Here is a 24,959-nt window from a genome sequence, read left to right on the forward strand (position 1 = left end):
ACTGGGTAACGGGGCGAATATTGATCCGCATCAGTTGTCGCGATGGGCCATCAGCACCGGCGATGCGCGGTTGCCTGCGGTCCGGCCCCGGCGACTTGCGATCGCGGGGCCGGCCGGGGTCAACGATGGGAGCTGATCTCCGGCTCGTAGTAGCGCTGGGGGACGTCCGAGGCGGGATCTTCGTCCATGGCTTCCGGGGCATCGGGGTTGTCCAGCACCGCGTAGGCGATGGCGCAGAACAGCGAGTTCAGCCGCTTCATGTCGCTGATCAGGCCCAGGTGCAGCGCGCTGGTCTCGATGCTCTGTACCACCTGCTGGTGCAGTCGCGAGACGTGGGCGTGGGCGTAGCGCCGTTCGAGGATGCGGAAGCGCTGCTTGGCACGGCGCAGGCGCTTGGCGTTTTCCAGGTCGCCGTTGAGGAACACCGAGAGGGCGAGACGCAGGTTTTCCACCAACTGGTCGTGGAGGCTGACGATCTCCGCCTGGCCTTCCTCGGAGAAGGCCCGGCCCTGGGCGCTGTTCTTGCTGCGCAGGTCGTCGAGCATGCGTTCGATGATGTCGCCGGCCTGTTCGAGGTTGATGGTCAGCTCGATGATCTCGGCCCAGCGGCGACTGTCGCGTTCGCCCAGGTCCTCCCGGGGCATGCGCGCCAGGTAGAGCTTGATGGCGGTGTAGAGGGCGTCCAGGTCGTCGTCGAGGCGGTGGATGTCCTTGCCCAGCAGCGGGTCGCCGCCGCGCAGCAGGTGCACCAGGTTGTTCAGCATCTGTTCGACGATGTCGCCCATGCGCAGGGTTTCCCGCACCGCGTTGGCCAGGGCCAGGCTGGGCGTGTCCAGGGCGGCCGGGTCCAGGTGGCGCGGCTTGGCCACGTCGTCCGGCTGCGGCCGATCGGGCAGCAGCCAGTCGCAGAAGCGTGCCATGGGGACGGTCAACGGCAGGCAGAGGGTGCAGCGCACGCCGTTGTAGAGCACGTGGAAGGCGATCACCAGTTCGGCGTTGGAGATGGGCCAGCTGTCGATCCAGTTGGCCAGCGGTCCCACCAGGGGCAGCACCAGGGCGCAGCCGGCCAGCTTGAACAGCAGGCTGCCCAGGGCCACCCGGCGACCGGAGGGGTTCTGCAGGCTGCTGCTGAGCAGGGCGAGGACGCCGCTGCCGAGGTTGGCGCCGATCACCAGGCACAGGGCGACCTTCAGGGAGATCACCTTGGAGGCGGCGAGGGTGGCGGTGAGCAGCACGGCGGCCAGGCTGGAGTAGGAAATCATCGCGAAGAGGGCGCCGGTCAGGGCATCCAGCAGCACGTCGCCGGTCAGGGAGGAGAACAGCACCTTCACGCCCTTGGCGGAGGTGATGGGCTCGGCGGCGGCGATGATCAGCTGAAGGGCGAGGATGATCAGCCCGAGGCCGATGGCGACGCGGCCCAGTTGCCCGGCCCGGGTCTGCTTGCGGGTGAGGAAGAAGATCACCCCGAAGAAGATCAGCAGCGGCGACAGCCAGGACAGGTCGAGGGTCAGGACCCGCGCCATCAGGGCCGTGCCCAGGTCGGCACCGAGCATGATGGCCAGCGCCGGGGCCAGCATCATGAGGCCCTGGGCCACGAAGGAGCTGACCAGCAGGGCGGTGGCGTTGCTGCTCTGCACCAGGGCGGTGACGCCCATGCCGGCGGCGAAGGCCAGGGGACGACGGCGTACGCTGCGGCTGAGCAGGCGTCGGAGGTTGGCGCCGTACACGCGGAGGATGCCCGTTCGCACGATGTGCGTGCCCCAGATGAGCAGGGCGACGGCGGAAAGCAGGTTGAGCAGCGTCAGCATGGTGGCCCTCCTGGCGAAGACGAGGGTCGCCGCAGCCTCCGGTGGGCGCGGCGGCGCAGTCAGGCGAGTGGTAATACGGTTGTCATCCTTGGACCCCCGGAGCCGGACGGATTTCCATGATGGAACTGCCCGTTCGGCCCTTGCCCTTCATTAAAGACCCTGGATGGCGAGGCTGCCTGTTATCGATCAAGGAGTTGGCGCGATTTTCTGAGGTGAAACATCCAGGGGCATCGCCAAGTGGGCCTCCGGAAACAGGAACGGGGCCTTGCGGCCCCGTTCGTCGGTCATCCGGGCCTGTTACTGGCCGGGGATGTCCTTGCGCAGCTTCACCGGGTCTTCCTTGCGGCCCCGGGCGATGCGGGCGCGGATGTTGAGCGCCTCCACGCCCAGGGAGAAGGCCATGGCGAAGTAGACGTAGCCCTTGGGCACGTGGACTTCGAAGGACTCGGCGATGAGCACGGTACCTACCACCACGAGGAAGGACAGGGCCAGCATCTTCAGGCTCGGGTGCCTGTCGATGAAATCGCTGATGGTGCCGGCGGCCAGCATCATCACCAGGACGGCGACGATGATCGCGGCGACCATCACCGGCACGTGGGAGACCATGCCGACGGCGGTGATCACCGAGTCCAGGGAGAACACGATGTCGATAATGGCGATCTGGATGATGGTGCCGATGAAGTTGCGCGCGGCGCCGGAGGGCTGCTCACCGGTTTCATCCTCGCCTTCCAGGCTGTGGTACATCTCGGTGGAGCTCTTCCACAGCAGGAACAGGCCGCCGAAGAAGAGGATCAGGTCGCGGCCGGAGATGCCCTGGCCGAACAGGTGGAACAGGTCGTTGGTGAGCCGCATGATCCAGGTGATCGACAGCAGCAGCGCGATGCGGGTGACCATCGCCAGGGCCAGGCCGAAGAAGCGGGTACGCGCCTGCAGGTGCGGCGGCATGCGGCCCACGAGGATCGCGATCATGATGATGTTGTCGATGCCGAGGACGATCTCCAGGGCGGTCAGGGTGAAGAAGGCGACCCAGATTTCCGGGCTGGTCAGCCATTCCATGATGCGTTGATCCTCGTAGGTTCTGGTTTAGGTTGGGCACGAAGAAGCCGGAAAGAGCTTAAGCAGTTTCCGGCTTTCTCGTGTAGGTCATTCAGCGGCTGCTCAGTGGGCTCCAAAGAGCGGGAAGACTCCCAGCAGCAGGGCGGCGAGGAGGATACACAGACAAATCATCACCGCCCACTTCAATGTGAAGCGCTGGTGGTCGCCGAACTCCACCTTGGCGAGCCCCACCAGGAGGTAGGTGGAGGGTACCAGCGGACTCAGCAGATGCACCGGCTGGCCTACGATAGAGGCCCGCGCCATCTCCACGGGGCTGATGCCGTAATGGCTCGCCGCCTCGGCCAGCACCGGTAACACGCCGTAATAAAAAGCGTCGTTCGACATGAAGAAGGTGAAGGGCATGCTCACCAGCGCGGTGATCACCGCCAGGTAGGGCCCCATGGACGGCGGGATCACCGCCAGCAGGCTCTTCGACATCGCTTCCACCATGCCGGTACCCGAGAGGATGCCGGTGAAGATGCCGGCAGCGAAGATCAGCCCGACCACCGCCAGGACATTGCCGGCATGGGCGGCGACCCGCTCCTTCTGCTGCTGGAGGCAGGGGTAGTTGATGATCATGGCGATGCTGAAGGCGATCATGAAGAGCACCGGCAGGGGCAGCAGCCCGAGGATCAGCGTCACCATCAGGGCGGCGGTCAGGCCCGCGTTCACCCACAGCAGCTTCGGCCGGCGGGCCTCCGGGTACTGGGACACGCTGATCTCGTCATGGTTGATCTCCTCGTCCGGCAGGTGCAGCACACCCAGGCGCGCGCGCTCGCGCTTGCCATAGGCCCAGGCCAGGCCGAAGAGGGCGAGGGCGCCGACGGCCATGGCCGGGATCATCGGCACGAAGATGTCCGAAGGGTCCACGTGCAGCGCGCTGGCGGCGCGGGCGGTGGGGCCGCCCCAGGGGGTCATGTTCATGATCCCGCCGGCCAGGATGATCAGGCCGGCCATGATCAGCGGGCTCATGCCCAGGCGGCTGTAAAGCGGCAGCAGCGCGGCGACGCAGATCATGTAGGTGGTGGCGCCGTCGCCATCCATGGAGACGATCAGGGCCAGGGCGGCGGTGCCCATGGACACCTTCAGCGGGTCGCCCTTCACCAGTTTGAGGATCTTGCGCACCGGCGGGTCGAAGAGGCCGGAGTCGATCATCAGGGCGAAATAGAGGATGGCGAACATCAGCATCACGCCGGTGGGGGCGAGCTTGCCGATGCCTTCCAGCATCATCGGGCCGATGCCCGCGGCGAAGCCGCCGATCAGGGCGAAGGCGATGGGCACGATGATCAGCGCGATCAGGGCGGACAGGCGCTTGGTCATGATCAGGTACATGAAGCAGATGACCATGGCGAAGCCGAGCAGGGTCAGCATGGGGATTCTCCGGACGTGGGCGGCGTGAAGGGCGGATCAGCGCGCGGCCGAGGGCGTGCGGAGAGCGGGTAGGGGAATGCCGGGGCGGCAGCAGGAGCGGGGCATGGCGATCACCAATCTTGTTGTTGTCGAATGGCCCGGGTCGCCCCGGGCGGCCGGTCGTGCCGGCAGTGGGGCGGATGCTAAGGCGTCAAGCTTTCAGCGAGCTTTCGGCGGCGATCCGAGGTGATCGTGGGGGGAATGGGCGACGAACGGCGAAGCTGACGGCTCATCCCGCCAATGAGGTCGAACCGGTCATCAGCTGCATCACCAGCAGCAGGCTGGCGCCTGCCAGCAGGGTCTGCAGGGTGATGATGCCGGCCATCAGGTGGCTGTCGCCGCCCAGTTGCCGGGTCAGGACGTAGGCCGTGGGGGCCGTCGGCAGGGCGAAGAACAGCACCAGGATCGCGCTCTCCATGGAGGGCAGGCGCAGGCCCAGAGCCACGGCGAAGGCAAGGGCGGGCATGGCCAGCAGGCGCAGGGCACAGTTCCAGGCCAGGGCGGGGATCTCGCCGGTGAGTTCCTGGGGCCTCAGCGCCGCACCCACGCAGAGCAGGCCCAGGGGCAGGCTGGCCACCGCCAGCAGGTTGAGCAGACGGTCGCTGCCGCCCGGAAGCCCGACGCCGGCCAGGTTGACCAGTGCGCCGGCCAGGCAGGCGAGGATCAGCGGGTTCCTGGCCATGGGCCTGAGCAGGCCGCCCAGGCTGACGCCGCGCTCGGCGGTCAGCGCCCAGACCGACATCAGGTTCACCGTGGGCACCATCAGGGCCAGCATCAGCGCGGCGATGGCCAGGCCGTCCTTGCCATGGAGGCTGCCGATGGCGGCCAGGCCCAGGTAGGTGTTGAAGCGCAGCAGGCCCTGGGTGAGGGCGCCGAAGCGCGCCGCCGGCCAGCCCAGCAGGCGTCGCGCCAGCAGCAGGGCCACCCAGCCGGCGCCGAGGCCGATGAACACCGCCAGGGCCAGCCGGGGCAGGGCGGGGTTGTCCAGGGGCGCCGTGGCCAGGCTGCTGAACAGCAGGGCGGGGAACAGGATGAAGTAGTTCAGGCGTTCGGCGGCGGGCCAGAAGGCCTCGCCGGGGAAATCCCAGCGGCGCAGCAGGTAGCCGCCGACGATCAGGGCGAAGAGGGGCCAGAGGGCCTGGAAGAGGGTCAGCACGGCGACATCCGGGTCTGCGGGGACGGGCCATCTTCCTTGCATCCGGTGGGGCCGCGCAACCGCCTGCTAGGGTTGGGGGTAGCCCCGCGCAGGAGTCCACCATGCATCAGTTGCACACCGGCGGCTGCCACTGCGGGCAGCTGCGCTACCAGGTCGAGGCGGACCTGGCCGACGTCGCCCACTGCCACTGTTCCATCTGCCGCCGCACCACCGGCGGCATCGTCACCACCTGGGCCACGGTGCCCCTGACCGGTTTCCGCTGGACCGCAGGCACCCCTGCCCAGTACGCCTCGTCCGCCAGTTGCACCCGATATTTCTGCCCGAACTGCGGCAGCCACCTGGCGCTGTTCACGCAGCTGAGCCCGGACAGCCTGGACCTGACCGTGGCGACGCTGGACCGTCCGGAGGATTCGCCGCCGAGCCGGCATATCTGGGTGAAGAGCCGGCTGCCCTGGCTGCACCTGGACCCGCAGTTGCCGGAGGAGGACGAGGAGACGCTTTGATGAGGCTGGCCGAACCGGTGCTGCACCCTATGGCAGCTGCAGCCCGCCGGAGGCCTTGTGCAGCTGGCGCAGGTGCTCGCCGATGGCCTTGAGGTTGGCCTCGGTGGCGTTCAGCTCGGCCAGGCGCCGGGGCTCCAGCAGGCTGCGTACTTCCCGGTCGAGGTCGTCGCTGAGCTGGCGCATGGTCTGCTGGCGGCTGCTGCTCTCAGCCTCCAGGCGTCGCCACTCGGCGTCCTGGGGCAGTCCGTAGCCACCCTGGAGCATCTCCGCCGGACGGCTCAGGAAGCCGCTGTTGGCCAGCATCTGCTCCAGGGTGCCCCCGGCCTTGGCGAAGCGGGTCTGGCCGGCCTGCTCCCGGGAGCCGAGGTAGTTGCGCTTGAGTTCGTCCTGGGCCAGCAGCAGTTGGCGACGCTGGGCCGCCTGTTCCAGCAGGAGCAGGGCGGCGCTGGCGCGCAGGTCGGCTGCGTTGAACCAGGGCCGGCGTTGCTCGGCCTTGAGCTCCAGCCAGTCCTCCACGTTCTCCTGGGGCACGCGCAGGCGTTCGCGGAGGATGACGAACATGGCCTGGTAGCGGTCGCGGAAGGAGTCGAAGCGGTAGCCCAGGCGCAAGGCTTCCTTCGGGTCCCGCAGGGGCGTCGGGTCGGCCACGCCGCGACCTTCCAGCAGTTTCAGCAGGCCGTTGGGCATGATGCTGTCCAGGTCCTTCAGGGCCGGGTGGTCGGTGCCGCTGCGCAGCAGCTTGAGGGTCTCCACGGCACAGTTGTTGGAGAGGAACCAGTAGTCGCCGTCGTAGCTCCAGTGCATCGCGGCGGCGTGTTCCACCAGGTGCTCCAGTTGCCGACGGTCGAGCGTGAGCGGCACCGAGGCGAGGCTGCGCAGTTCCACCTTGGTGTACTCCTCGATCACCTGGTGCAGCGGCAACACGAACAGCCGCGAGGGATAGGCGCCGGTGAGGCCGTCCCAGCTGGACAGTTGCACATCGCCGACGAAGGCGCGGTAGGACAGCACCAGGTGCTGGTCGAGGTCCAGCCGGCAATCCGGCCCCCGTGGCCGGCCGGGGGCGCAGATCACCAGGCGCAGCATGCTGTGGCCCCAGCGGCTGGCCCAGTTCTGGTTCGCTTCGGCGAAGAGGTAGTCCACTTCGAAGACGCGCTCGGGGTCCAGCTTGCCCAGGGGCTGGCGGGCGAAGTCGCGGCCGGCGTTGAGGTAGGCGTAACCCTGGGTGCAGGCCTCGCGCTGCGCCGGCTGCCAGTCGAAGTGTTCGCGGAAGTAGCGTTGCAGCGCCGGGCGGCGGCAGGCGTAGGACGGATCGAGGAGGAAGTACTCCATGTTCACCGCGACGAACTCGCGGGGGTTGGTGAGCTCGTAAGGGTCCGGGCTGCGGGCGAGCTGGTGGTTCTCCGCCTCGCGCTGGCCACGCCGGCCCACGGCCTGGGGCCAGCCGGCCAGGTCCAGCAGGCGAGGGTCGTCGCTCAGGGTGAAGCGCCGCTGGTCCTGCCCCCGGCAGTCGCCGGGCAGGCCCACCGGGCCGGTGCTGGCGACCTGCAGGCGGCAGCGGAACTGGCGCGTGCGTTCCGCCGGGCTCCAGAGCCGCGCCCGGTCGTAGAGATGGGTCAGTTCGTGCAGCACGGTGGCCAGCAGCTCCCGGCGCACGCTGCCGTGGACCCGGGCGGTCTTCTGCGTCGCGGCGCTGCCATCGGCGAGGGAGGGCAGCAGGCTGCGGTTCAGCACCAGGGCGTCGAAACGGGTGGCGCGGCCGTAACCGTTGTCCGGCAGCTCATCGCTCCAGCCCACCCGCACCACCCGATCCAGGCGCTGGATGAAGCTGGGCGGCAGGGCGGCGAGGGCGTCGTCCAGCAGCTGTTGGCTGGCCTGTCGCTGGGCACGGGAGAGGCCCTCGTCGTCCAGCACCAGGCGCAGGTCGGCCTGGGCTTCGCCGGCCAGCAGCAGGCCGCAGAGGCCGATCAGGCGCAGGAGGGCGTTCAGGGGATAACGCTCGCGTTCGGTCAGAGGGCGAGGATGGTTTCCGCCAGGGCCTGGTCGCTGGCCTCGCGGGCCTGCGGGAAGCGCTCGCGCAGGGCGCTGAAGGCCGCTTCCAGCTGGGCGCCGCGGATGTCGCCGGCGCTGGCGACGAAGCTGGCGGCGTCGTCACGGGCGGCCACCACGACCTTCATGTCGCGGATGGAAGTGGTGGTGTCGGAGGTGAAGTCCAGGGTGCGGTCCAGCGCACGAACGATGATGTTGCTGGTGGCCACCAGAGTCTGGGCCTGGGCGGCTCCGGCAACGAGGGACAGGGCGAGGGCGGCGACAGACAGCGAACGGCGCATGAAGGCTCTCCGTAGGAAATTTCTAAGGCTTTTGACGTCGATATCCGGCGGCGGTTCTCCACCGGTTCTTCAGGGCGCGAAGGTTAACGGAATGAGGCCCTCAGAGCCAGGCGGCACGGGCCTTTCAGGCGGGAGGGCCGCGCGGGGAGCGCGGCCCGGAACCCGTCAGAGGGTGAGGATGGCCTGGGCCAGTTGCAGATCGCTGGCGGCCAGTTGCGGCTGGACGTTGCGGATATGCTTCAGCGCGGCCTCCAGGTGGGCGCCGCGGATCTCGCCGGCACTGGCGACGAAGCTGGCGGCGTCGTCTCGGGCCGCGAGTACGATCTTGTCGTCATTGAAGGAAGAAGAGACGTCGGTGGTGGCTTCGGACGTGGCTGCGACCGCGCCGACCACGGCATCGGTGGTGACGACGAAGCTGGTGGCCGAGGCGCTGCCGGCGAGTGCCAGCAGGGCGGCGGCGCCGAGGATGCGAAGAGAGGTCATGGGAGGCTCCTTGAACTGACCGGAGCGGCAGCGCGAGAGGCGCTGCCGACTGCGGGAAGCCTAGTCAATCCGGGCTTCTCCGGCCAGTGGTGGCCTGTCGCCGTTCAACGCCAGAAGGGTCGCTCCAATTCCGCCAGGCGCTCGCCGCGGCTGATCCCCACATCCGCGAGGGCCCGGTCGTCCAGGCTCGCCAACTGTCGGCGGGTACGGACATTGCGCGCCCACAGCACCAGGGTGGCGAACAGGCGCAGGTAAGGCGCGACCGGGGCGGGGGGCGAAGTGGAGGCGGAGGAGGCCGTCAGGGTGCGGTCCATGGCGCGTTTCCTTCCCGCGATCTTCGCGGGTTTGGCTATTGGGTGCCCATGGTCGCGCTGGAGGAACAGGCTGTGCAGTCACAGCAGTCTGAAATTGTGCTGTATCAGATTGGTATTTGTTCGAATTGTACTGCTCCCGGTGACTCCACCTGTTCTGGTAAGGGCGGCTCCTCGGTTACTCCGGGCCAGAAACGACAAAACCCGTCGCGGTAGCGACGGGTTCTGTCTGGGGTGTTGCGCTCCGGGCCTTGGCCCGGCGATCGGCTTAGCGCCAGAAGGGCTTGCGCAGCTCGGCTTCGCGCTGGGCTTCGCTGATGCCGGCGTCGGCCAGCAGGCGGGCGTCCAGGCGGGCCAGCTGATGACGGCTGGCGATGCGGCGCTGCCACAGCAGCAGGGCGGAGGCGGCGCGCAGAACCCAAGAGGATTTCGGGGATTGTTCGACGCTTTCGAAAATCAGGTCGGAACTGAGGGTACGTTCCATGGCGGCAGGTCCTTCCCGCTTTTGACGGGGCTTGGTTATCAACTGGTGCCTATGATCCTCCCGGAACAGCCGCAGCTGTAGTCACAGTTGCTCTGAATTGTGCAGGACATTGTTAGCATGCTTGCTAACTGTTTGGCTGAAATAATGCGCAGCTGTATGGGTGCCCCGTTGAATTATCTGCCTTTCAACGAAGCACCGCATAATTTCTCGTAGATAAAGCTTCAGGTAGTGTTTTTGAACAGTACAGTTCTGTTTTTTCAGAAACTGTTTTAAGGCCGCTTTGTCAGAATGAAGCGTTACAGCCTTATAACTGTTTCGCTCAGATGCCCTCAGTCGACCAGCATCCGGCCGCTTTCCTCCAGATTGATATGCCAGGACAGGGCCTCGCGCAGCAGGTGCGGGGTGTGGCCGCCCTTGGCGCAGGCGCGCTCGAAGTAGTCCAGCAGCGCGGGGCGGTAGTCCGGGTGGACGCAGTTGTCGATGATCACCCGGGCCCGCTCCCGTGGGGCCAGGCCGCGCAGGTCGGCAAGCCCCTGCTCGGTGACCAGGATGTCGACATCGTGCTCGGTGTGGTCGACGTGGCTGACCATGGGCACCACGCTGGAGATGGCGCCGTTCTTCGCCACGGACTTGGTGACGAAGATGGCCAGGTGGGCATTGCGGGCGAAGTCGCCGGAGCCGCCGATGCCGTTCATCATCATCGTGCCGCAGATGTGGGTGGAGTTGACGTTGCCGTAGAGGTCGAACTCCAGGGCCGTGTTGATGCCGATGATGCCCAGGCGCCGCACCACCTCGGGGTGGTTGGAGATCTCCTGGGGACGCAGCACCAGCTTGTCCTTGTAGCGCTCCAGGTTGCCGAAGACATCGCCATTGCGGCGTGCGGACAGGGTGATGGAGCTGCCGGAGGCGAAGCGCAGCTTGCCGGCGTCGATCAGGTCGAAGGTGGAGTCCTGCAGCACCTCCGAGTACATGGTCAGGTTCTCGAAGGGGGACTCGATCAGGCCGCACATCACCGCATTGGCGATGTTGCCGATGCCGGCCTGCAGCGGCGCGAGGTTGTTGCTCAGGCGGCCCGCCTCCACTTCGCGCGTGAAGAAGGCGATCAGGTGGTCGGCGATGGCCTGGGTCTCGTCATCCGGCGAGAGCACGGTGGAGAGCGAATCCGGCTGGTTGGTGATGACGATGGCGACGATCTTCGCCGGGTCGATGGGAATCGCCGTGCCGCCGATGCGGTCGTCCACCCGGGTCAGCGGAATCGGCGTGCGGGTGGGGCGGTAGGTGGGGATGTAGATGTCGTGCAGCCCCTCCAGGTTGGTGTCATGGGCCAGGTTGATCTCGACGATGACCTGCTTGGCGAAGATGGCGAAGCTGGCGGAGTTGCCCACCGAGGTGGTGGGGACGATATGGCCCTGCTCGGTGATGGCCACCGCCTCGATCACGGCGATGTCCGGCAGCTTCAGCTGGTGGTTGCGCAACTGCTCGACGGTCTCCGACAGGTGCTGGTCGATGAACATCACCTTGCCCTGGTTGATCGCCTTGCGCAGGGTGCTGTCCACCTGGAACGGCATGCGCCGGGCCAGCACGCCGGCCTCGGTGAGGTGCTTGTCCAGGTCGTTGCCGAGGCTGGCGCCGGTCATCAGGCTGATCTTCAGCGGCTGCTCCTTGGCGCGCTGGGCCAGGGCTTCGGGCACCGCCTTGGCTTCGCCGGCGCGGGTGAAGCCGCTCATGCCGACGGTCATGCCGTCCTGGATCAGGGAAGCGGCCTCGGCCGCACTCATCACCTTGTCCAGCAGGGAGGGCAGGCGCACGCGATCGGAGTACATGGGGATAACCTCGGACAACCGGTAGGAAAGGCGCGCAGTCTAGGGGCTGGCGGGTCGTCCGACTTTTATACCAAGGTCGAAGAAAGCGCTCTATATAAGGCCTTCCGTCGGGGCGTACGGTCTCGCAGGGGGGCTCCTTAAATGAAAACCCCGGCGCAGGGCCGGGGTTCTCGGGGTTGCCGGAGGGGGATCAATCCACCGCCTTGACCATGTCTTCGATGACCTTCTTGGCGTCGCCGAAGACCATCATGGTCTTGTCCATGTAGAACAGTTCGTTGTCCAGGCCGGCGTAGCCGCTGGCCATGGAGCGCTTGTTCACGATCACGGTCTTGGCCTTGTAGGCCTCGAGGATCGGCATGCCGGCGATGGGGGACTTCGGATCGTTCTTCGCCGCCGGGTTGACCACGTCGTTGGCGCCGAGCACCAGGACCACGTCGGCCTGGCCGAACTCGGAGTTGATGTCCTCCATCTCGAACACCTGCTCGTAGGGCACTTCGGCCTCGGCCAGCAGGACGTTCATGTGGCCCGGCATGCGGCCGGCGACCGGGTGGATCGCGTACTTCACGGTCACGCCGCGGTGGCCCAGCTTCTCGGCCAGTTCCATCAGCGCGTGCTGGGCGCGGGCCACCGCCAGGCCGTAGCCGGGGACGATGATCACGCTGTCGGCGTTGGTCAGCAGGAAGGCGGCGTCGTCGGACGAGCCGGACTTCACGTTGCGCTGCTGCTGTTCACCGGCCGCACCGCCCGCGTCGGCTTCGGCGCCGAAGCCGCCGAGGATGACGTTGAAGAAGGAGCGGTTCATCGCCTTGCACATGATGTAGGAGAGGATCGCACCCGAGGAGCCCACCAGGGAGCCGGCCACGATCAGCATCGAGTTGTTCAGCGAGAAGCCGATGCCGGCGGCCGCCCAGCCCGAGTAGCTGTTGAGCATGGACACCACCACCGGCATGTCCGCGCCGCCGATCGGGATGATGATCAGCACGCCGATGACGAAGGCCAGGGCCACCAGCAGGGCGAAGGCCTGGAGGTTGCCGGTGAAGGTGAAGTACAGGCCCAGGCCGATGATGGCCAGGCCCACCAGCAGGTTCAGCTTGTGCTGGCCGGCGAACTGTACCGGGGCACCCTGGAACAGGCGGAACTTGTACTTGCCGGACAGCTTGCCGAAGGCGATCACCGAGCCGGAGAAGGTGATGGCACCGATGGCCGCGCCGAGGAACAGTTCCAGGCGGTTGCCTGCCGGAATGGCGTCGCCCATGGCGGCGACGATGCCGAGGGACTGGGGCTCGACGACGGCGGCGATGGCGATGAAGACCGCCGCCAGGCCGATCATGCTGTGCATGAAGGCGACCAGTTCCGGCATCTTGGTCATCTCGACACGCTTGGCCATGATCGAACCGGCGGTACCGCCGACCAGCAGGCCGACGATGACGTAGCCCAGGCCCTGGGTGGCGAGATCGGCGCCCAGCTTATAGATGAGGCCGACGGTGGTGACCACGGCGATGGCCATGCCCACCATGCCGAACAGGTTGCCGCGACGGGACGAGGTCGGGTGCGACAGGCCCTTGAGCGCCTGGATGAAGCACACCGAGGCGACGAGGTAGAGAACAGTGATCAGGTTCATGCTCATGGTCAGTGTTTCTCCGCAGCCGCTTTCGGCGCTTTCTTCTTGAACATTTCCAGCATGCGGCGGGTGACCAGGAAGCCACCGAAGACGTTCACCGCGGCCAGGGCCACCGCCAGGGTGCCCATGGTCTTGCCCAGGGGTGTGACGGTGAGGGCGGCGGCCAGCATGGCGCCGACGATCACGATGGCCGAGATGGCGTTGGTCACGGCCATCAGCGGGGTGTGCAGGGCCGGGGTCACGTTCCACACCACGTGGTAGCCGACGTAGATGGCCAGCACGAAGATGATCAGGTTGTAGATGCCGTCAGAGATCAGATCCATGTCCGCTGCCCCTTAGCCGTTGGTACGGACGACTTGCCCGTCGCGGCACATCAGGCACGCGGCGACAATGTCGTCTTCGAGGTTGAGGTGGTACTGGCCGTCCTTGTCGATGACCAGCTTGAGGAAGTCCAGCAGGTTGCGGGCGTAGAGGGCGGAGGCGTCCGCCGGCACCAGGGCCGCGAGGTTGCTGTGGCCGACGATGGTCACGCCGTGCTTGACCACGACCTGGTCCGCTTCGGTGAGCGGGCAGTTGCCACCCTGGGCGGCGGCCAGGTCGATGACCACCGAGCCCGGCTTCATCTCGGCGACTGTGGCCTCGTGGAGCAGGGTCGGCGCCTTGCGGCCGGGAATCAGCGCGGTGGTGATGACGATGTCGGCCTGCTTGGCGCGCTCGTGCACCGCCCTGGCCTGGCGCTTCATCCAGGATTGCGGCATCGGGCGCGCGTAGCCGCCGACGCCCTGGGCGCATTCGCGTTCTTCATCGGTTTCGAAGGGCACGTCGACGAACTTGGCGCCGAGGGATTCGATCTGCTCCTTCACTGCCGGACGCACGTCGGAGGCCTCGATCACGGCGCCCAGGCGCTTGGCGGTGGCGATGGCCTGCAGGCCCGCCACGCCGGCGCCGAGGATCAGCACGCGGGCGGCCTTCACGGTACCGGCGGCGGTCATCAGCATGGGCATGAAGCGCGGGTAGTGGTTGGCCGCCAGCATCACGGCCTTGTAGCCGGCGATGTTGGCCTGGGAGGACAGCACGTCGAGGCTCTGGGCGCGGGAGGTGCGCGGCGCCGCTTCGAGGGCGAAGGCGGTGATGCCGCGGGCGTTCATGCGCGCGATGATCTCGTTGCTGAAGGGGTTGAGCATGCCCACCAGCACGGCGCCGGTCCGCATGTGGGCCAGCTCGGCTTCGGTGGGGGCGACCACTTTCAGCACCAGGTCGGCACCGAAGGCGGCGGCATCGTTGCCGATGGTGGCGCCGACGGCTTCATAGGCGCTGTCCGGGATGCAGGCGCTGACGCCGGCACCGCTCTGCACAGTCACCTGGTGGCCCTGGCTCACCAGCTTCTTGATGGTCTCGGGTGTCGCGGCAACCCGCGTCTCCCCGGCGTGGGTTTCGAGAGGAACACCGATGTGCACTTCTAACTCTCCTGCGTGATCGATCTGGTGAACCAGTTGCACTACGGGTGGTGCTCTGGCGGGGGCGGATCGGCATGGCCGCGAAGGCCGAAACCTTCGAGGGGCGGCATTCTGCAATCGGAACCGCAGGCGCTTCAAGCAGTTCTGAAGCTAAACGCGGTAACAACTACAAGTCATATTCGGACCCGTCGTGCCCGCTTTCCTCTACAGGCCCCGTCGCCCTTGGCATGGGGGTGTTTCGGTCGGTGGATTGGGTGTCCCGGGTCATCCCGGTGCTGAATGACTTTCCATCAAGCCAGCGCCGGTACGAGCTTGCAGCCCGACACATACTGCCGTTAATGGCTGGAGCACTGTTAATCAGACTTTCTAATAGTTGCCATAAGGCTGCGGAAATCGGGCGTTCTGTAGCTTTTGAAAATGATTGACTACAGGGTCAGGAATTCGTTTTCAGCGTTTTCCAGCTGAATCGGTGGTTCGCCTGGAGCCCAGGTGCGACGCGGCCTGCGCCAATTTGTCGCGGCGCGTAAAGCGAGCTGGCTGGCTCGTCGGGCGAAGGCGAAAGGGGTCAGACCAGCAGGCCGAGGGCCTTGGCGCGCATCACGGCCTGGGTCCGACGTTTGACGCCCAGCTTGCTGTTGATCTTCTTGGTGTGGGTTTTCACGGTGTTCACCGAGATGAACAGGGTGCCGCCGATCTCCTGGTTGGAGAAGCCCTCCGCCAGCAGTTGCAGCACGGCCCGTTCCCGTTGGCTGAGGAGGCTGGCCTGACCGCCACTCCCGGCGGCCTGCCCGGCATCCGGCTGGTCGCGCAGCAGGCAGGCCAGGCCCAGTCGCTCGGCCTGCTCCAGGGCCTGGCGTTGCAGCCCCTGGGCTTCGTCCCGTCCCAGGGCGTGCCAGGCGGCGGCCAGGGCCAGTTGGACCTCGCAAACCAGCGGGATGAACTGCAGCACCTTGCACCGATCAAGGAGCGGCAGCAGCAGGGCTTCCGCTTCCTCGGCATGGCCGGTCTCCAGGCGCGACCTGGCCAGCAGCAACTGGTTGCGCAGGGGCAGGGTCGGGTAGTCCAGCTGCGGCATCCAGGGTCGTTCGCCGACGAAGTAGCGACGGATGCGCAGGGCCACGGGGCCGATGCGTTCCCAGCGGCCCTGGCGGGCCAACACCCGCATGCGCTGCAGGTTGAGCAGTCCGCTGTAGGCATAGCGCCAGACCTGGTGGCAGTGCATATGGCGTTCGGCTTCCCGCAGTTCCTGGAAGGCCTGGTCGAAATGGCCCCGTCGTGCATGCAGTTCCGCCAGGCCGAGGAAGCCGGCCAGGGCGAATGGATCGGCGCACGCCCGGGCCTCCCGCAGGCCGGTGTGCAGGGCGCGCTCGGCGTCGTCCAGGCGATCGGCGATCAGGTGCAGTTCGGCCTGGATCAGGTGCAGGCGGCCGAGCAGCAGGCTGTCCACCTGCTTGCGTTGGCCGATGAGGACGAAGCTCTGGTCCAGCAGCGCCTGGGCGCGTCCGTGCTCGCCCCGCAGCAGGAGCAGGCGGATGCAGTCCAGGTTGATCAGCACCTCGAACAGCAGGCTGCCGTGACGCCGGGCGATCTCCAGGGCCTGGTGCAGGCGGGTCTGGACCTCGTCCTGGGCGCCTTCGGCCAGGGCGATGCGGGCCAGGGTCGAATGGCAGAAGAGGATCGCCATCCAGTCATGCTCCGGAAGTTCGGCCAGGGCCTCGCGGCAATGGCGGACGGCGTGGGTGGCCGACTGGCTGCGCAGGGCGATGAGGACCCCGCGGAGGGCTTGCCAGTTGGCCAGCAGCTTGCGGTTGCGCCGGGCGCTGGGCTGCGGGAGGAAATGCCCGAGCTTGGCGATGCAGGCGTCCGCCTCGTCCAGTCGCCAGGACACCAGCAGCCCCCAGGCATTGAGGGTCAGCAAGCGCGGTGTGCTTTCCAGCAGGGTGCCGGGCAGGCGACTGCGCCAGGCCAGCAGACGGGCCAGGTGCTGTTCGCCGGTCAGCCATTCCTGGCCGAGCCGCTCCAGGTAGTTGGCGGCGGCCTCCGGCTGGCCGGCGCAGAGGGCCTGTTCGATGGCGTCCTCCACCTGGCCGGCGGCGATGAACACGCGGCAGGCGGCCAGGTGCAGGCGGGTGGCGGCGGCTTCGCTCAGGCGATGGCGCAACACGCGGGCGACCACGGGCAGCACCCGGTACCAGCTGCCGTGCTCATCCAGCGGCATGCAGAAGGCCTGGCGGGCCAGCAGGCGCTCGAACAGGGCGGTGCCATCGCAGTCTTCCCAGAGTTGCTGGCAGAGGGTGGCGGAAACCTTCGGCAGGTGCGCCAGGGCGAACAGGCATTGGGCTTCGTCCTCACTCAGCCGGTTGAGCAGTTCATGGTCGAGGTACTCCTTCAGCCAGCAATGATTGCCCTGGGCACCGGACGGGGATCCGCCCGTGAGTTGCAGCCGCACGCCGGCGCACCAGCCTTCGGTGGCCCGCCAGAGTTCGTCCCGGGCGGCGGCGGCGGTCTGCGGGGCCAGCCTGTCCACCAGGCGCTCGTAGTGTTCGCGGTCGAAGGCCAGTTGCCGGGCGTCCAGCTCCAGGAGTTCGCCGGCCAGCAGCAGGCGCGGCAGGTTCCAGTCGGGCCGCTGGCGGGTACTGACCAGGAGGCGCAGCTCCGGGAGGGCGCGAGCCAGCAGTTGATCGATGCAGTCGTCGAGTTCGGCGGGCGGTTGGCCGGGGTAGTCGTCCAGCACCAGCCAGAGGGGTGCGTCGCGCTGGGCGAGCAGCTGTTGCAGGGCCTGTGGCGCGGGCAGCGCCGGAAGGTCGCGGTCCAGCTCGCTCGCCAGATGCGCGATCAATTGCCCCGGGGAGAGGGCCTGGCCGGCCAGGTTCAACCAGATCACCCGGCCGTTGCCGCCGTGGGTGCGCAGGAATTCGTTGAGCAGCACGCTCTTGCCGAAGCCCGCAGGGGCCGACAGCAGCCGCAACTGGGCGTCCTGGGCAGCGAGGCGCTCCACCAGGCCGGGACGGGGTATGTGGCCCGGTGGCAGGCGCGGCAGGCGAGACGATGGTACGGGGGTGGTCTGGCCGGAGCGGGGCATCTGCGGTTCTCGCGCTGTTGTTGTAATGGGTGAACCGGGTCCTGGGAGACTAGGCCTCGCGGATTGGGGGGTGAAGGAGCATGGACCGGCGTGATGCGAAGCCATAAAACGCCGGGAGTGAGCGCCCCTTGCGGGGCGCTGTCGGGTCAGCGTATCCCGGCGTTGCGCAGGGCGGCGGGGGTGTAGTCGGCGCCATTGGCGGCGAAGCCGAACTCGATGCCGCGCTTCTCCTCGTTCTTCAGGCCGAGGGCGATGTAGCGTCCGGCGATCAGGTCGTAGAGGGTCTCCACGGCGTAGGCGCTGACCTGGCGCTGGTAGTGGTAGCTGGCGTGGCCTTCGCCCACTCGCCAGAGCTGGCCGCGGCCGTCGTAATGGTCGGCATAGGCGATCTGCCAGCTGTCCTCGTCGATGAAGTAGTGGCGCTTGGCATAGATGTGCCGCTCACCCGGCTTGAGGGTGGCCACCACTTCCCAGACACGGTGCAGCTCGTAGCGGGTCAGGTCCGGATTCACATGGCCCGGCTGGATGATGTCCTTGTACTTCACCTGGGGTGATTCCAGCTTGTAGCTGTTGTAGGGGATGTACATCTCCTTCTTGCCGACCAGCTTCCAGTCATAGCGGTCCGGGGCGCCGGAGAACAGGTCGAAGTTGTCGGCGGTGCGCAAGCCGTCGGCGGCGGTGCCCGGGCCGTCGTAGGACACCTGGGGCGCGCGGCGGACCCGGCGCTGGCCGGCGTTGTAGAGCCAGGCCAGACGCGGCTCCTTCACCTGGTCGATGGTTTCGTGGACCAGCAGCACGTTGCCGGCCAAGCGCGAGGGCGCGACCACGCGCTGCTTGAAGTAGAGCAGGACGTTGGCGGACTTTTCCTTGTCCAGCGCGGTCATGTCCGCCGGGAAGGCCACCTCGTCCTGGAACTGCACCGGCGTGAAGGAGCCGTTGGTCTGGGGCGTGGCCTGGATCACCAGGCGCCGGGCGTTGCCGCCCCGGTAGCGGGTGATGTGGTTCCACATGACCTGGACGCCATCCTTGGGAATGGGGAAGGCGTAGTAGTGGCTGTCGGCGAAGTTGGTCAGGCCGTTGCCGCCGTCCACCGGCTGGGTGTTGAGGGCGCTCTGCTTCGCTGCGTCGTAGATCGTCTGGGGGACGGCCGCGCTGCGGTGGCTGGTGTAGACCGGGATGCGGTAGGTGCTGGAGTAGCGCTTGAACATGGCCATCTGGCCGGGCGAGAGCTTGTCCTTGTACTGCTCGGCATTGGCGGCGGTGATGGTGAACAGGGGTTGTTCGCCCGGGAAGGGATCGCCGAGGAAGCCTCGGTCGTCCACGGTCGCCGCATTGGTGGGCAGGCCACCGGTCCAGGCGGGAATGCTGCCGTCGGCGTTGCCGGCCTTCTCCGCGCCCAGTGGGGTGAGGCTGGCGCCCAGTTGCGCGGCTTCGTCGGGAGCGACGGCGGCCACGGCTTGAAGGGCCAACAGGCCGAGGGCGAGAACGCCGCCTTGCAGGAGACTGTTTTTCATGGTCACGGACCCCTTTGTCAGAAGTTGACGCCGAAGCTGACGGCGACGAAGTCGCGATCAGTGGTGGTGTTGTAGTGGCCGCCGAAGAAGTCGGTGTAGCTGAGGCTGGCGGTGTAGGTGTTCTGGTAGTCGGCGCTGAGGCCGAGGCTGACGGCCTTGGAGCCTTCGTTGAAGTTCGGGCCGTAGCCGTCCACGTCGTGGGACCAGGCGATGCTCGGGCTCAGGTTGATGCCGGCGACGACGTTGGGGTAATCCCACACCGCCCGGGCGCGGTAGCCCCAGGAGCTGCTGGTGTAGAAGCCCTTGTCGTTGCATTCGCGCTGGTTCGGGCTGGCCGCGGTGAGGGCCAGGCACAGGGGTTGGGAGGAGAGCTGGCCGGGGCCGTAGATGGGTTCGCGGCCGAAACGCAGGTCGCCGATGTCGTCGCTGATGCCGCCGATGTGGTTGTAGCCCACTTCGGCCACCAGGGTCAGGCGGCTGGCACCCATCACCTGGTCGACGAACTGGGTGGCGGTGACCTGGGCCTGGGTGACCGGCTTGCGCATGTAGCCGTGGATCTCCTCGCCGGCGACGTTGCGGGCGTGGCCGCTTTCGAAGATGGGGACGCTGGGGATGCCCAGTGCGGCGAAGGACAGGTCGGTGCTGTTCAGTTGCAACGGCATGTTGGGCCGGAAGCTCAGTTCACCCGCTACCGAGGTGCCTTCGATATTGGTCTGGAAACTCAGGCCATAGAGCCGGATGTCTTCGGGGTACTCGATGAAGTAGCGGGCGCCCGGCGCGCCGGGGATGATCGCCAGGCTCGGGGTGGTGGTGCGGAGGGTGCTGAAGATCGGGCCGCGGCTGTGGTAGTTCATGGCGTAGGCGCCGAACTCGGTGTCGTTCAGCTCCGGCACGAACCAGCGCAGGGCCACGCCGAACTGCCCGCCGTCGCGGGCGTCGCGGTCACCGGCGCGGGGTATGTAAAGCGTGCCACCGGTATTGGGGGAGACGCCGGGCGGCAGATCCGGTCCGCTAACGATCAGGCGGTCCACGCAGCCATCGGCCACCACATCCGAGGTGGCGAAGAAGGTGCCGCAGTTGTCGGCTACCGTCTGGTCCCACTCCAGCTGGTAGAAGGCTTCGGCCGAGAGGTTCTCGGTGAGGCTCTGGGACAGGTAGAGCATGTTCACCGGGATCAGGCCTTCCTTGATCTCGGCGCCCGGCCGGCGGAAGGCCGCCGCGTCGATGGGGTTGATGCTGTTGATGGAGTTGCCGATGAAGGTGCTCTCGCCCCAGCTCACTACCTGCTTGCCGACACGGAAGCTGCCCGGCAGGTCGCCCAGGCTGTAGTTGTGGTAGAGGAAGGCGTCCAGCAGCTGGGCGCCGGACGCTTGGGCACCTTCCTTGCGGTTGTGATCGTCGATGTCATAGAAGAGCCGGTGCTCGTCCTTCAGTTCGAAGTCGTACCAGTACTTGCCCCGAAGGAAGACGCCGGTGTCGCCGTACTTCAGTTCGAGGTCGTGGATGCCCTTGAAGATCTTCGAAAAGGTCTCGCCCTTCTTGAAGTTCAGCCGGCCGTCGTCGGAGGTTCGGGTCAGTGCCTCGCCGCCACTGGCGGTGGAATAGAACTCCGGATCCGGGGCGCGCACCGCCCAGCTGGCACCGACGGAGAGGGAGGAGTCGAACTGGGCTTCGATGTCGCCGATGTTGAAGGTGATGGCGTGGATCTGGTCGCTGCAGCCCAGGGCGACGGCGGCGGCCAGCAGGTGTGGCGGGAAGATTCCGCGCATTGTTCTTGTTGTCATGCGGCTCTCCAGAGCGGGATTTGGGAGGCCTCATGCTAATCAGGCGCCATGGGCGCCATAACTGCCTGAACGGGCGATTTCGGGCCTCACCCGAGGGGGTGATGCCGGCGGCGGAAAGTGGCTTTGGCGTGGGCTGGGCCAGCCGTGCAGGGCGTCGCCCGGGAGGATTGCTACCGGGGGTTACAGCGGGTCAGTCCAGCCCCGCTTCGTGGCGATACAGGCGGGCGGCGTCCACCAGCCAGTGGCGGAAGGCGCCGAGGGCGGCGGACTCCAGCTTGCGCTCGGGAATGATCAGGTAATAGGCCTTGTCGCTGCGAAAGCTGTGGGGATTGGCGATCACCAGGCGGCCGTCCGCCAGTTCCCGCTGGATCAGGAAAGGCGGGATCAGCGCCACGCCCATGTCGTGCATCGCGGCCTGGGCGAGCATGGAGAAGAGTTCGTAGCGGGGACCGCTGAGGTCGCGGGCGACAGTCATGCCCTGGGAGCCGAACCACTGGCGCCACGCATAGGGGCGGGTGGTCTGCTGCAACAGCGGCAGGCGTGCCAGGGTCTCGGCGTCGAGGCGGTCGCGTCCCTCCAGCAGGGCCGGGCTGCATACCGGCAGGGCGTTTTCGTGCATGAGGAAGTCGGCGCGGGTGCCGGACCACTCGGCGTCACCGAAGTAGAGGGCGGCGTCGAAATCGGTGTCGGCGAAGAGGAAGGGGCGGGTGCGGTTGGTGAGGTTGACCGTCACTTCCGGGTGCAGTCGCTGGAAGTCCTTCAGGCGTGGCAGCAACCACTGGGTGCCGAAGGTGGGGACTATGGCCAGTTCCACGGTCATCGCGCCCTGCTGGCCCATGACGGCGAGGGTGTCGCGCTCCACCGCATCCAGTTGGGCGGCGATGCGGCGGGAGTAGGCGAGCCCGGCTTCGGTCAGCTTCACCCCGCGTCGGGAGCGGCGGAACAGCTCCAGACCGAGGAACTCCTCCAGCCCGGCGATCTGCCGGCAGATGGCGCTCTGGGTCAGGGCCAGTTCTTCTGCGGCCTTGGTGAAGCTCTGGTGGCGTGCGGCGGACTCGAAGGCGACCAGGGCGCCGGTGCTGGGAATCTTCCTGCGCATGCTGTACCTCAGTCTCACAATAAGTGGCCAAAAACACGGGAAAAGAGCATCTCGGAGTGAGAAATTAGCACAACAGCATGCGAAATCCTCGTTTGTCGGTTACGGCCTAGGCTGTCTAGGATGAAGCGACACTGATAACGATCAGGGCCACTGATGGCCCGACTCCATTCCCGCTTACCGAGGACACTCCCCATGGCCGCCAAAGCAAGCTTCAACTGGATCGACCCGCTCCTGCTGGACCAGCAGCTCACCGAAGAAGAGCGCATGGTGCGTGACAGCGCATACCAGTTCGCCCAGGACAAGCTGGCTCCACGGGTGCTGGAGGCCTTCCGCCACGAGCAGACCGATCCGGCCATCTTCCGCGAGATGGGTGAAGTAGGCCTGCTGGGCGCCACCATTCCGGCTGAGTACGGCGGCAGCGGCCTCAACTATGTCTGCTACGGCCTGATCGCCCGGGAAGTGGAGCGTGTCGACTCGGGCTACCGCTCCATGATGAGCGTGCAGTCCTCCCTGGTGATGGTGCCGATCAACGAGTTCGGCAGCCAGGCCCAGAAACAGAAGTACCTGCCGAAGCTGGCCAGCGGCGAGTGGATCGGCTGCTTCGGCCTGACCGAGCCGAACCACGGCTCCGACCCGGGCTCCATGATCACCCGCGCGAAGAAAGTGGACGGTGGCTACCGCCTGAGCGGCGCGAAGATGTGGATCACCAACAGCCCGATTGCCGATGTCTTCGTGGTCTGGGCCAAGGACGATGCGGGCGAGATCCGCGGCTTCATCCTCGAAAAGGGCTGGCAGGGCCTGTCCGCACCGGTGATCCACGGCAAGGTGGGGCTGCGGGCGTCCATCACCGGCGAGATCGTCATGGATAACGTCTTCGTGCCGGAAGAGAACGCCTTCCCCGACGTCCGTGGCCTGCGTGGTCCCTTCACCTGCCTGAACTCGGCACGTTACGGCATTTCCTGGGGCGCCCTGGGTGCCGCCGAATACTGCTGGCATACCGCGCGCCAGTACGTGCTGGACCGCAACCAGTTCGGCCGTCCCCTGGCGGCCAACCAACTGATCCAGAAGAAGCTGGCGGACATGCAGACCGAGATCACCCTGGCCCTGCAGGGCTGCCTGCGCCTGGGGCGGATGAAGGACGAAGGCACCGCGGCGGTGGAGATCACCTCGATCATGAAGCGCAACTCCTGTGGCAAGTCGCTGGAGATCGCTCGGGTGGCGCGGGACATGATGGGCGGCAACGGCATCTCCGACGAGTTCGGTGTGGCCCGCCACCTGGTCAACCTGGAGGTGGTGAACACCTATGAAGGGACCCATGACGTCCATGCGCTGATCCTGGGTCGCGCCCAGACCGGCATCCAGGCGTTCTTCTAAGGCCTGCGAGTCGAAAGCCGGAGGCGCAAGGTGCGGTTCCGGCTTTTCTCTCTATATAAGAAGAGGTTCCCATGGCTGGCGCGCTTTCCCATATTCGTGTGCTCGACCTCTCCCGCGTACTGGCCGGCCCTTGGTCCGGGCAGATACTGGCGGACCTGGGGGCCGAGGTGATCAAGGTCGAGCGGCCGGGCGCCGGCGACGATACCCGTGCCTGGGGGCCGCCCTTCCTCAAGGGGGCCGATGGCCGGGATACCAGCGAGGCGGCCTACTTCCTTTCCGCCAACCGCAACAAGCAGTCAGTGACCATCGACTTCACCAAGCCGGAAGGGCAGGCGCTGGTGCGTGAGCTGGCGTCCCGCTCCGATATCCTCATCGAGAATTTCAAGGTAGGTGGGCTGGCGGCCTACGGCCTGGACTACGAGTCCCTCAAGGCCCTCAATCCGCGCCTCATCTATTGCTCCATCACAGGCTTCGGCCAGTTCGGTCCCTACGCCAAGCGGGCGGGCTATGACTTCATGATCCAGGGGCTGGGTGGGCTGATGAGTATCACCGGCCGTTCCGATCAGGAGGAAGGCGCTGGACCGGTGAAGGTCGGTGTCGCCCTGACGGACATTCTCACCGGGCTCTATTCGTCGGTTGCCATGCTGGCAGCGCTGGCCTCCCGGGAACTGACCGGCAAGGGGCAGCACATCGACATGGCCCTGCTGGACGTGCAGGTGGCCTGCCTGGCCAATCAGGCGATGAACTTCCTGACCACGGGCAACCCGCCTCGTCGCCTGGGCAATGCCCATCCCAACATAGTGCCGTACCAGGATTTTCCCACCGCGGATGGGGACTTCATCCTTACCGTCGGTAACGACGGCCAGTTCCGCAAGTTTTGCGAGGTCGCCGGTCATCGGGAGTGGGCGGACGACCCGCGTTTTTCAACCAACAAGGCTCGGGTGGCTCATCGTGCCGAGCTGATCCCGCTGATTCGCCAGGCGACCGTCTTCAAGACCACCGCCGAGTGGGTCGCTGCGCTGGAGGCAGTCGGCGTTCCCTGTGGCCCTATCAATGACCTGGCAGCGGTATTCGCCGATCCGCAGGTTCAGGCACGTGGGCTGCGCGTCGAGTTGGAGCATGCCCTGGCAGGCGTGGTGCCCCAGGTGGCCAGCCCCCTGCGTCTATCGGAGACGCCCGTGGAGTACCGCCTGCCGCCACCGCTTCTGGGCGAGCACACTGATCAGGTACTGGCGCGGGTACTTGGTTTGACGGAAGAGCGTATCGCTCAGCTGCATCGGGAGCAGGTCATTTGAACGAGGTTTTTAAGAAACTTCAAAAAAGTGCTTTACAGGGTTGGTGGATTGTATAGAATGCGCGCCTCGCTGACGGGGACTTAGCTTCCAGAAGGCGATAAGTTGTTGATGTAAAAGGAAAATTCCTAATCGACAACTTAGTGACGAGGCAATCGCCAAATCACGCAAGCGGTTGAGTAAGAAGGAAATTTCTGAAAAACAGCTTGACAGTAAGAAAGGCTGCTGTAGAATGCGCGGCCTCGGTTGAGACGAAAGACTTGATCGAAACGCTCTTTAACAACTGAATCAAGCAATTCGTGTGGGTGCTTGTGAGGTAAGACTGATAGTCAACTG

The 24,959-nt window shown here is 66.4% G+C and carries 19 protein-coding genes and 1 pseudogene; 3 read left to right on the forward strand and 17 right to left on the reverse strand.

The genetic code is table 11. The annotated features are described in order from the left end of the window. Positions 1-30: 30 nt before the first annotated feature. From KF707C_RS00440 to KF707C_RS00455, 4 genes and pseudogenes are all read right to left on the reverse strand, one after another. Positions 31-1,808 (reverse strand): annotated as a pseudogene (locus tag KF707C_RS00440) (Na/Pi cotransporter family protein). Positions 1,809-2,105: 297 nt separating this feature from the next. Then, positions 2,106-2,864, reverse strand: coding sequence for a TerC family protein (locus KF707C_RS00445; protein ID WP_003458183.1), 759 nt, complete (start codon positions 2,862-2,864; stop codon positions 2,106-2,108). A gap of 102 nt (positions 2,865-2,966) precedes the next feature. After that, positions 2,967-4,274, reverse strand: a complete 1,308-nt coding sequence (locus KF707C_RS00450; RefSeq protein ID WP_003458185.1) for a CitMHS family transporter — start codon at positions 4,272-4,274, stop codon at positions 2,967-2,969. A gap of 268 nt (positions 4,275-4,542) precedes the next feature. After that, positions 4,543-5,511 carry an AEC family transporter gene (locus tag KF707C_RS00455; RefSeq protein ID WP_051050811.1) on the reverse strand — a complete coding sequence of 323 codons (969 nt, stop codon included), beginning with the start codon at positions 5,509-5,511 and terminating at the stop codon, positions 4,543-4,545. 59 nt (positions 5,512-5,570) lie between these two features. Here KF707C_RS00455 and KF707C_RS00460 point away from each other — a divergent pair, with 59 nt between their 5' ends. Further along, positions 5,571-5,972 (forward strand): GFA family protein, encoded by a 402-nt coding sequence (locus KF707C_RS00460; RefSeq protein WP_003458190.1) that lies wholly within the window; start codon positions 5,571-5,573, stop codon positions 5,970-5,972. Between the two features lie 27 nt (positions 5,973-5,999). Here the strand turns inward: KF707C_RS00460 and KF707C_RS00465 are convergent, their stop codons facing one another. The 13 genes from KF707C_RS00465 to KF707C_RS00525 form a co-directional block, all read right to left on the reverse strand. Next, on the reverse strand, positions 6,000-7,958 hold the full coding sequence (locus KF707C_RS00465; RefSeq protein ID WP_085986687.1) for a DUF7844 domain-containing protein: 1,959 nt from the start codon (positions 7,956-7,958) through the stop codon (positions 6,000-6,002). A gap of 20 nt (positions 7,959-7,978) precedes the next feature. Then, positions 7,979-8,299, reverse strand: coding sequence for a DUF2388 domain-containing protein (locus KF707C_RS00470; RefSeq protein ID WP_003458193.1), 321 nt, complete (start codon positions 8,297-8,299; stop codon positions 7,979-7,981). 165 nt (positions 8,300-8,464) lie between these two features. After that, positions 8,465-8,782: a DUF2388 domain-containing protein gene (locus tag KF707C_RS00475; protein ID WP_003458194.1), complete on the reverse strand. Its 318-nt coding sequence runs from the start codon at positions 8,780-8,782 to the stop codon at positions 8,465-8,467. A 104-nt stretch (positions 8,783-8,886) separates the two neighbouring features. After that, complete coding sequence (locus tag KF707C_RS00480; protein WP_003458196.1) at positions 8,887-9,096, reverse strand: DUF1127 domain-containing protein; 210 nt, start codon at positions 9,094-9,096, stop codon at positions 8,887-8,889. Positions 9,097-9,361: 265 nt separating this feature from the next. Beyond that, positions 9,362-9,577, reverse strand: a complete 216-nt coding sequence (locus KF707C_RS00485; protein ID WP_003458198.1) for a DUF1127 domain-containing protein — start codon at positions 9,575-9,577, stop codon at positions 9,362-9,364. 329 nt (positions 9,578-9,906) lie between these two features. Further along, positions 9,907-11,400 carry an acetyl-CoA hydrolase/transferase family protein gene (locus tag KF707C_RS00490; protein WP_003458200.1) on the reverse strand — a complete coding sequence of 498 codons (1,494 nt, stop codon included), beginning with the start codon at positions 11,398-11,400 and terminating at the stop codon, positions 9,907-9,909. 190 nt (positions 11,401-11,590) lie between these two features. Next, entirely contained in the window at positions 11,591-13,027 is a 1,437-nt protein-coding gene (locus KF707C_RS00495; protein WP_003458202.1) for an NAD(P)(+) transhydrogenase (Re/Si-specific) subunit beta, read from the reverse strand. A 2-nt stretch (positions 13,028-13,029) separates the two neighbouring features. Next, positions 13,030-13,344, reverse strand: a complete 315-nt coding sequence (locus KF707C_RS00500) for an NAD(P) transhydrogenase subunit alpha (RefSeq protein WP_003458205.1) — start codon at positions 13,342-13,344, stop codon at positions 13,030-13,032. A 12-nt stretch (positions 13,345-13,356) separates the two neighbouring features. Next, positions 13,357-14,478: a Re/Si-specific NAD(P)(+) transhydrogenase subunit alpha gene (locus tag KF707C_RS00505; protein ID WP_003458207.1), complete on the reverse strand. Its 1,122-nt coding sequence runs from the start codon at positions 14,476-14,478 to the stop codon at positions 13,357-13,359. Positions 14,479-15,043: 565 nt separating this feature from the next. Further along, positions 15,044-17,560: a LuxR C-terminal-related transcriptional regulator gene (locus KF707C_RS29560; protein WP_003458209.1), complete on the reverse strand. Its 2,517-nt coding sequence runs from the start codon at positions 17,558-17,560 to the stop codon at positions 15,044-15,046. Between the two features lie 146 nt (positions 17,561-17,706). Next, positions 17,707-19,074 carry a DUF1329 domain-containing protein gene (locus tag KF707C_RS00515; protein ID WP_036994676.1) on the reverse strand — a complete coding sequence of 456 codons (1,368 nt, stop codon included), beginning with the start codon at positions 19,072-19,074 and terminating at the stop codon, positions 17,707-17,709. 17 nt (positions 19,075-19,091) lie between these two features. Then, positions 19,092-20,858 (reverse strand): DUF1302 domain-containing protein, encoded by a 1,767-nt coding sequence (locus KF707C_RS00520; RefSeq protein ID WP_003458215.1) that lies wholly within the window; start codon positions 20,856-20,858, stop codon positions 19,092-19,094. 190 nt (positions 20,859-21,048) lie between these two features. Next, a complete protein-coding gene (locus KF707C_RS00525) occupies positions 21,049-21,957 on the reverse strand; it encodes a LysR family transcriptional regulator (protein WP_003458218.1) in 909 nt (302 codons plus the stop codon). A gap of 192 nt (positions 21,958-22,149) precedes the next feature. Between KF707C_RS00525 and KF707C_RS00530 the strand changes: the two genes are divergently transcribed. Further along, positions 22,150-23,331 carry an acyl-CoA dehydrogenase gene (locus KF707C_RS00530; protein ID WP_003458219.1) on the forward strand — a complete coding sequence of 394 codons (1,182 nt, stop codon included), beginning with the start codon at positions 22,150-22,152 and terminating at the stop codon, positions 23,329-23,331. Positions 23,332-23,402: 71 nt separating this feature from the next. After that, on the forward strand, positions 23,403-24,626 hold the full coding sequence (locus KF707C_RS00535) for a CaiB/BaiF CoA transferase family protein (RefSeq protein ID WP_003458220.1): 1,224 nt from the start codon (positions 23,403-23,405) through the stop codon (positions 24,624-24,626). Positions 24,627-24,959 lie beyond the last annotated feature (333 nt).

It is taken from the genome of Pseudomonas furukawaii, assembly GCF_002355475.1.
Classification (GTDB): Bacteria; Pseudomonadota; Gammaproteobacteria; order Pseudomonadales; family Pseudomonadaceae; genus Metapseudomonas; species Metapseudomonas furukawaii.

Bases quoted from the DNA above. Each gene is read 5' to 3' on its own strand.
- KF707C_RS00445 (WP_003458183.1), bottom strand. From the start codon at position 2,864: ATGGAATGGCTGACCAGCCCGGAAATCTGGGTCGCCTTCTTCACCCTG.
- KF707C_RS00450 (WP_003458185.1), bottom strand. From the start codon at position 4,274: ATGCTGACCCTGCTCGGCTTCGCCATGGTCATCTGCTTCATGTACCTG.
- KF707C_RS00455 (WP_051050811.1), bottom strand. From the start codon at position 5,511: ATGCAAGGAAGATGGCCCGTCCCCGCAGACCCGGATGTCGCCGTGCTG.
- KF707C_RS00460 (WP_003458190.1), top strand. From the start codon at position 5,571: ATGCATCAGTTGCACACCGGCGGCTGCCACTGCGGGCAGCTGCGCTAC.
- KF707C_RS00470 (WP_003458193.1), bottom strand. From the start codon at position 8,299: ATGCGCCGTTCGCTGTCTGTCGCCGCCCTCGCCCTGTCCCTCGTTGCC.
- KF707C_RS00475 (WP_003458194.1), bottom strand. From the start codon at position 8,782: ATGACCTCTCTTCGCATCCTCGGCGCCGCCGCCCTGCTGGCACTCGCC.
- KF707C_RS00480 (WP_003458196.1), bottom strand. From the start codon at position 9,096: ATGGACCGCACCCTGACGGCCTCCTCCGCCTCCACTTCGCCCCCCGCC.
- KF707C_RS00485 (WP_003458198.1), bottom strand. From the start codon at position 9,577: ATGGAACGTACCCTCAGTTCCGACCTGATTTTCGAAAGCGTCGAACAA.
- KF707C_RS00490 (WP_003458200.1), bottom strand. From the start codon at position 11,400: ATGTACTCCGATCGCGTGCGCCTGCCCTCCCTGCTGGACAAGGTGATG.
- KF707C_RS00495 (WP_003458202.1), bottom strand. From the start codon at position 13,027: ATGAGCATGAACCTGATCACTGTTCTCTACCTCGTCGCCTCGGTGTGC.
- KF707C_RS00500 (WP_003458205.1), bottom strand. From the start codon at position 13,344: ATGGATCTGATCTCTGACGGCATCTACAACCTGATCATCTTCGTGCTG.
- KF707C_RS29560 (WP_003458209.1), bottom strand. From the start codon at position 17,560: ATGCCCCGCTCCGGCCAGACCACCCCCGTACCATCGTCTCGCCTGCCG.
- KF707C_RS00515 (WP_036994676.1), bottom strand. From the start codon at position 19,074: ATGAAAAACAGTCTCCTGCAAGGCGGCGTTCTCGCCCTCGGCCTGTTG.
- KF707C_RS00520 (WP_003458215.1), bottom strand. From the start codon at position 20,858: ATGACAACAAGAACAATGCGCGGAATCTTCCCGCCACACCTGCTGGCC.
- KF707C_RS00525 (WP_003458218.1), bottom strand. From the start codon at position 21,957: ATGCGCAGGAAGATTCCCAGCACCGGCGCCCTGGTCGCCTTCGAGTCC.
- KF707C_RS00530 (WP_003458219.1), top strand. From the start codon at position 22,150: ATGGCCGCCAAAGCAAGCTTCAACTGGATCGACCCGCTCCTGCTGGAC.
- KF707C_RS00535 (WP_003458220.1), top strand. From the start codon at position 23,403: ATGGCTGGCGCGCTTTCCCATATTCGTGTGCTCGACCTCTCCCGCGTA.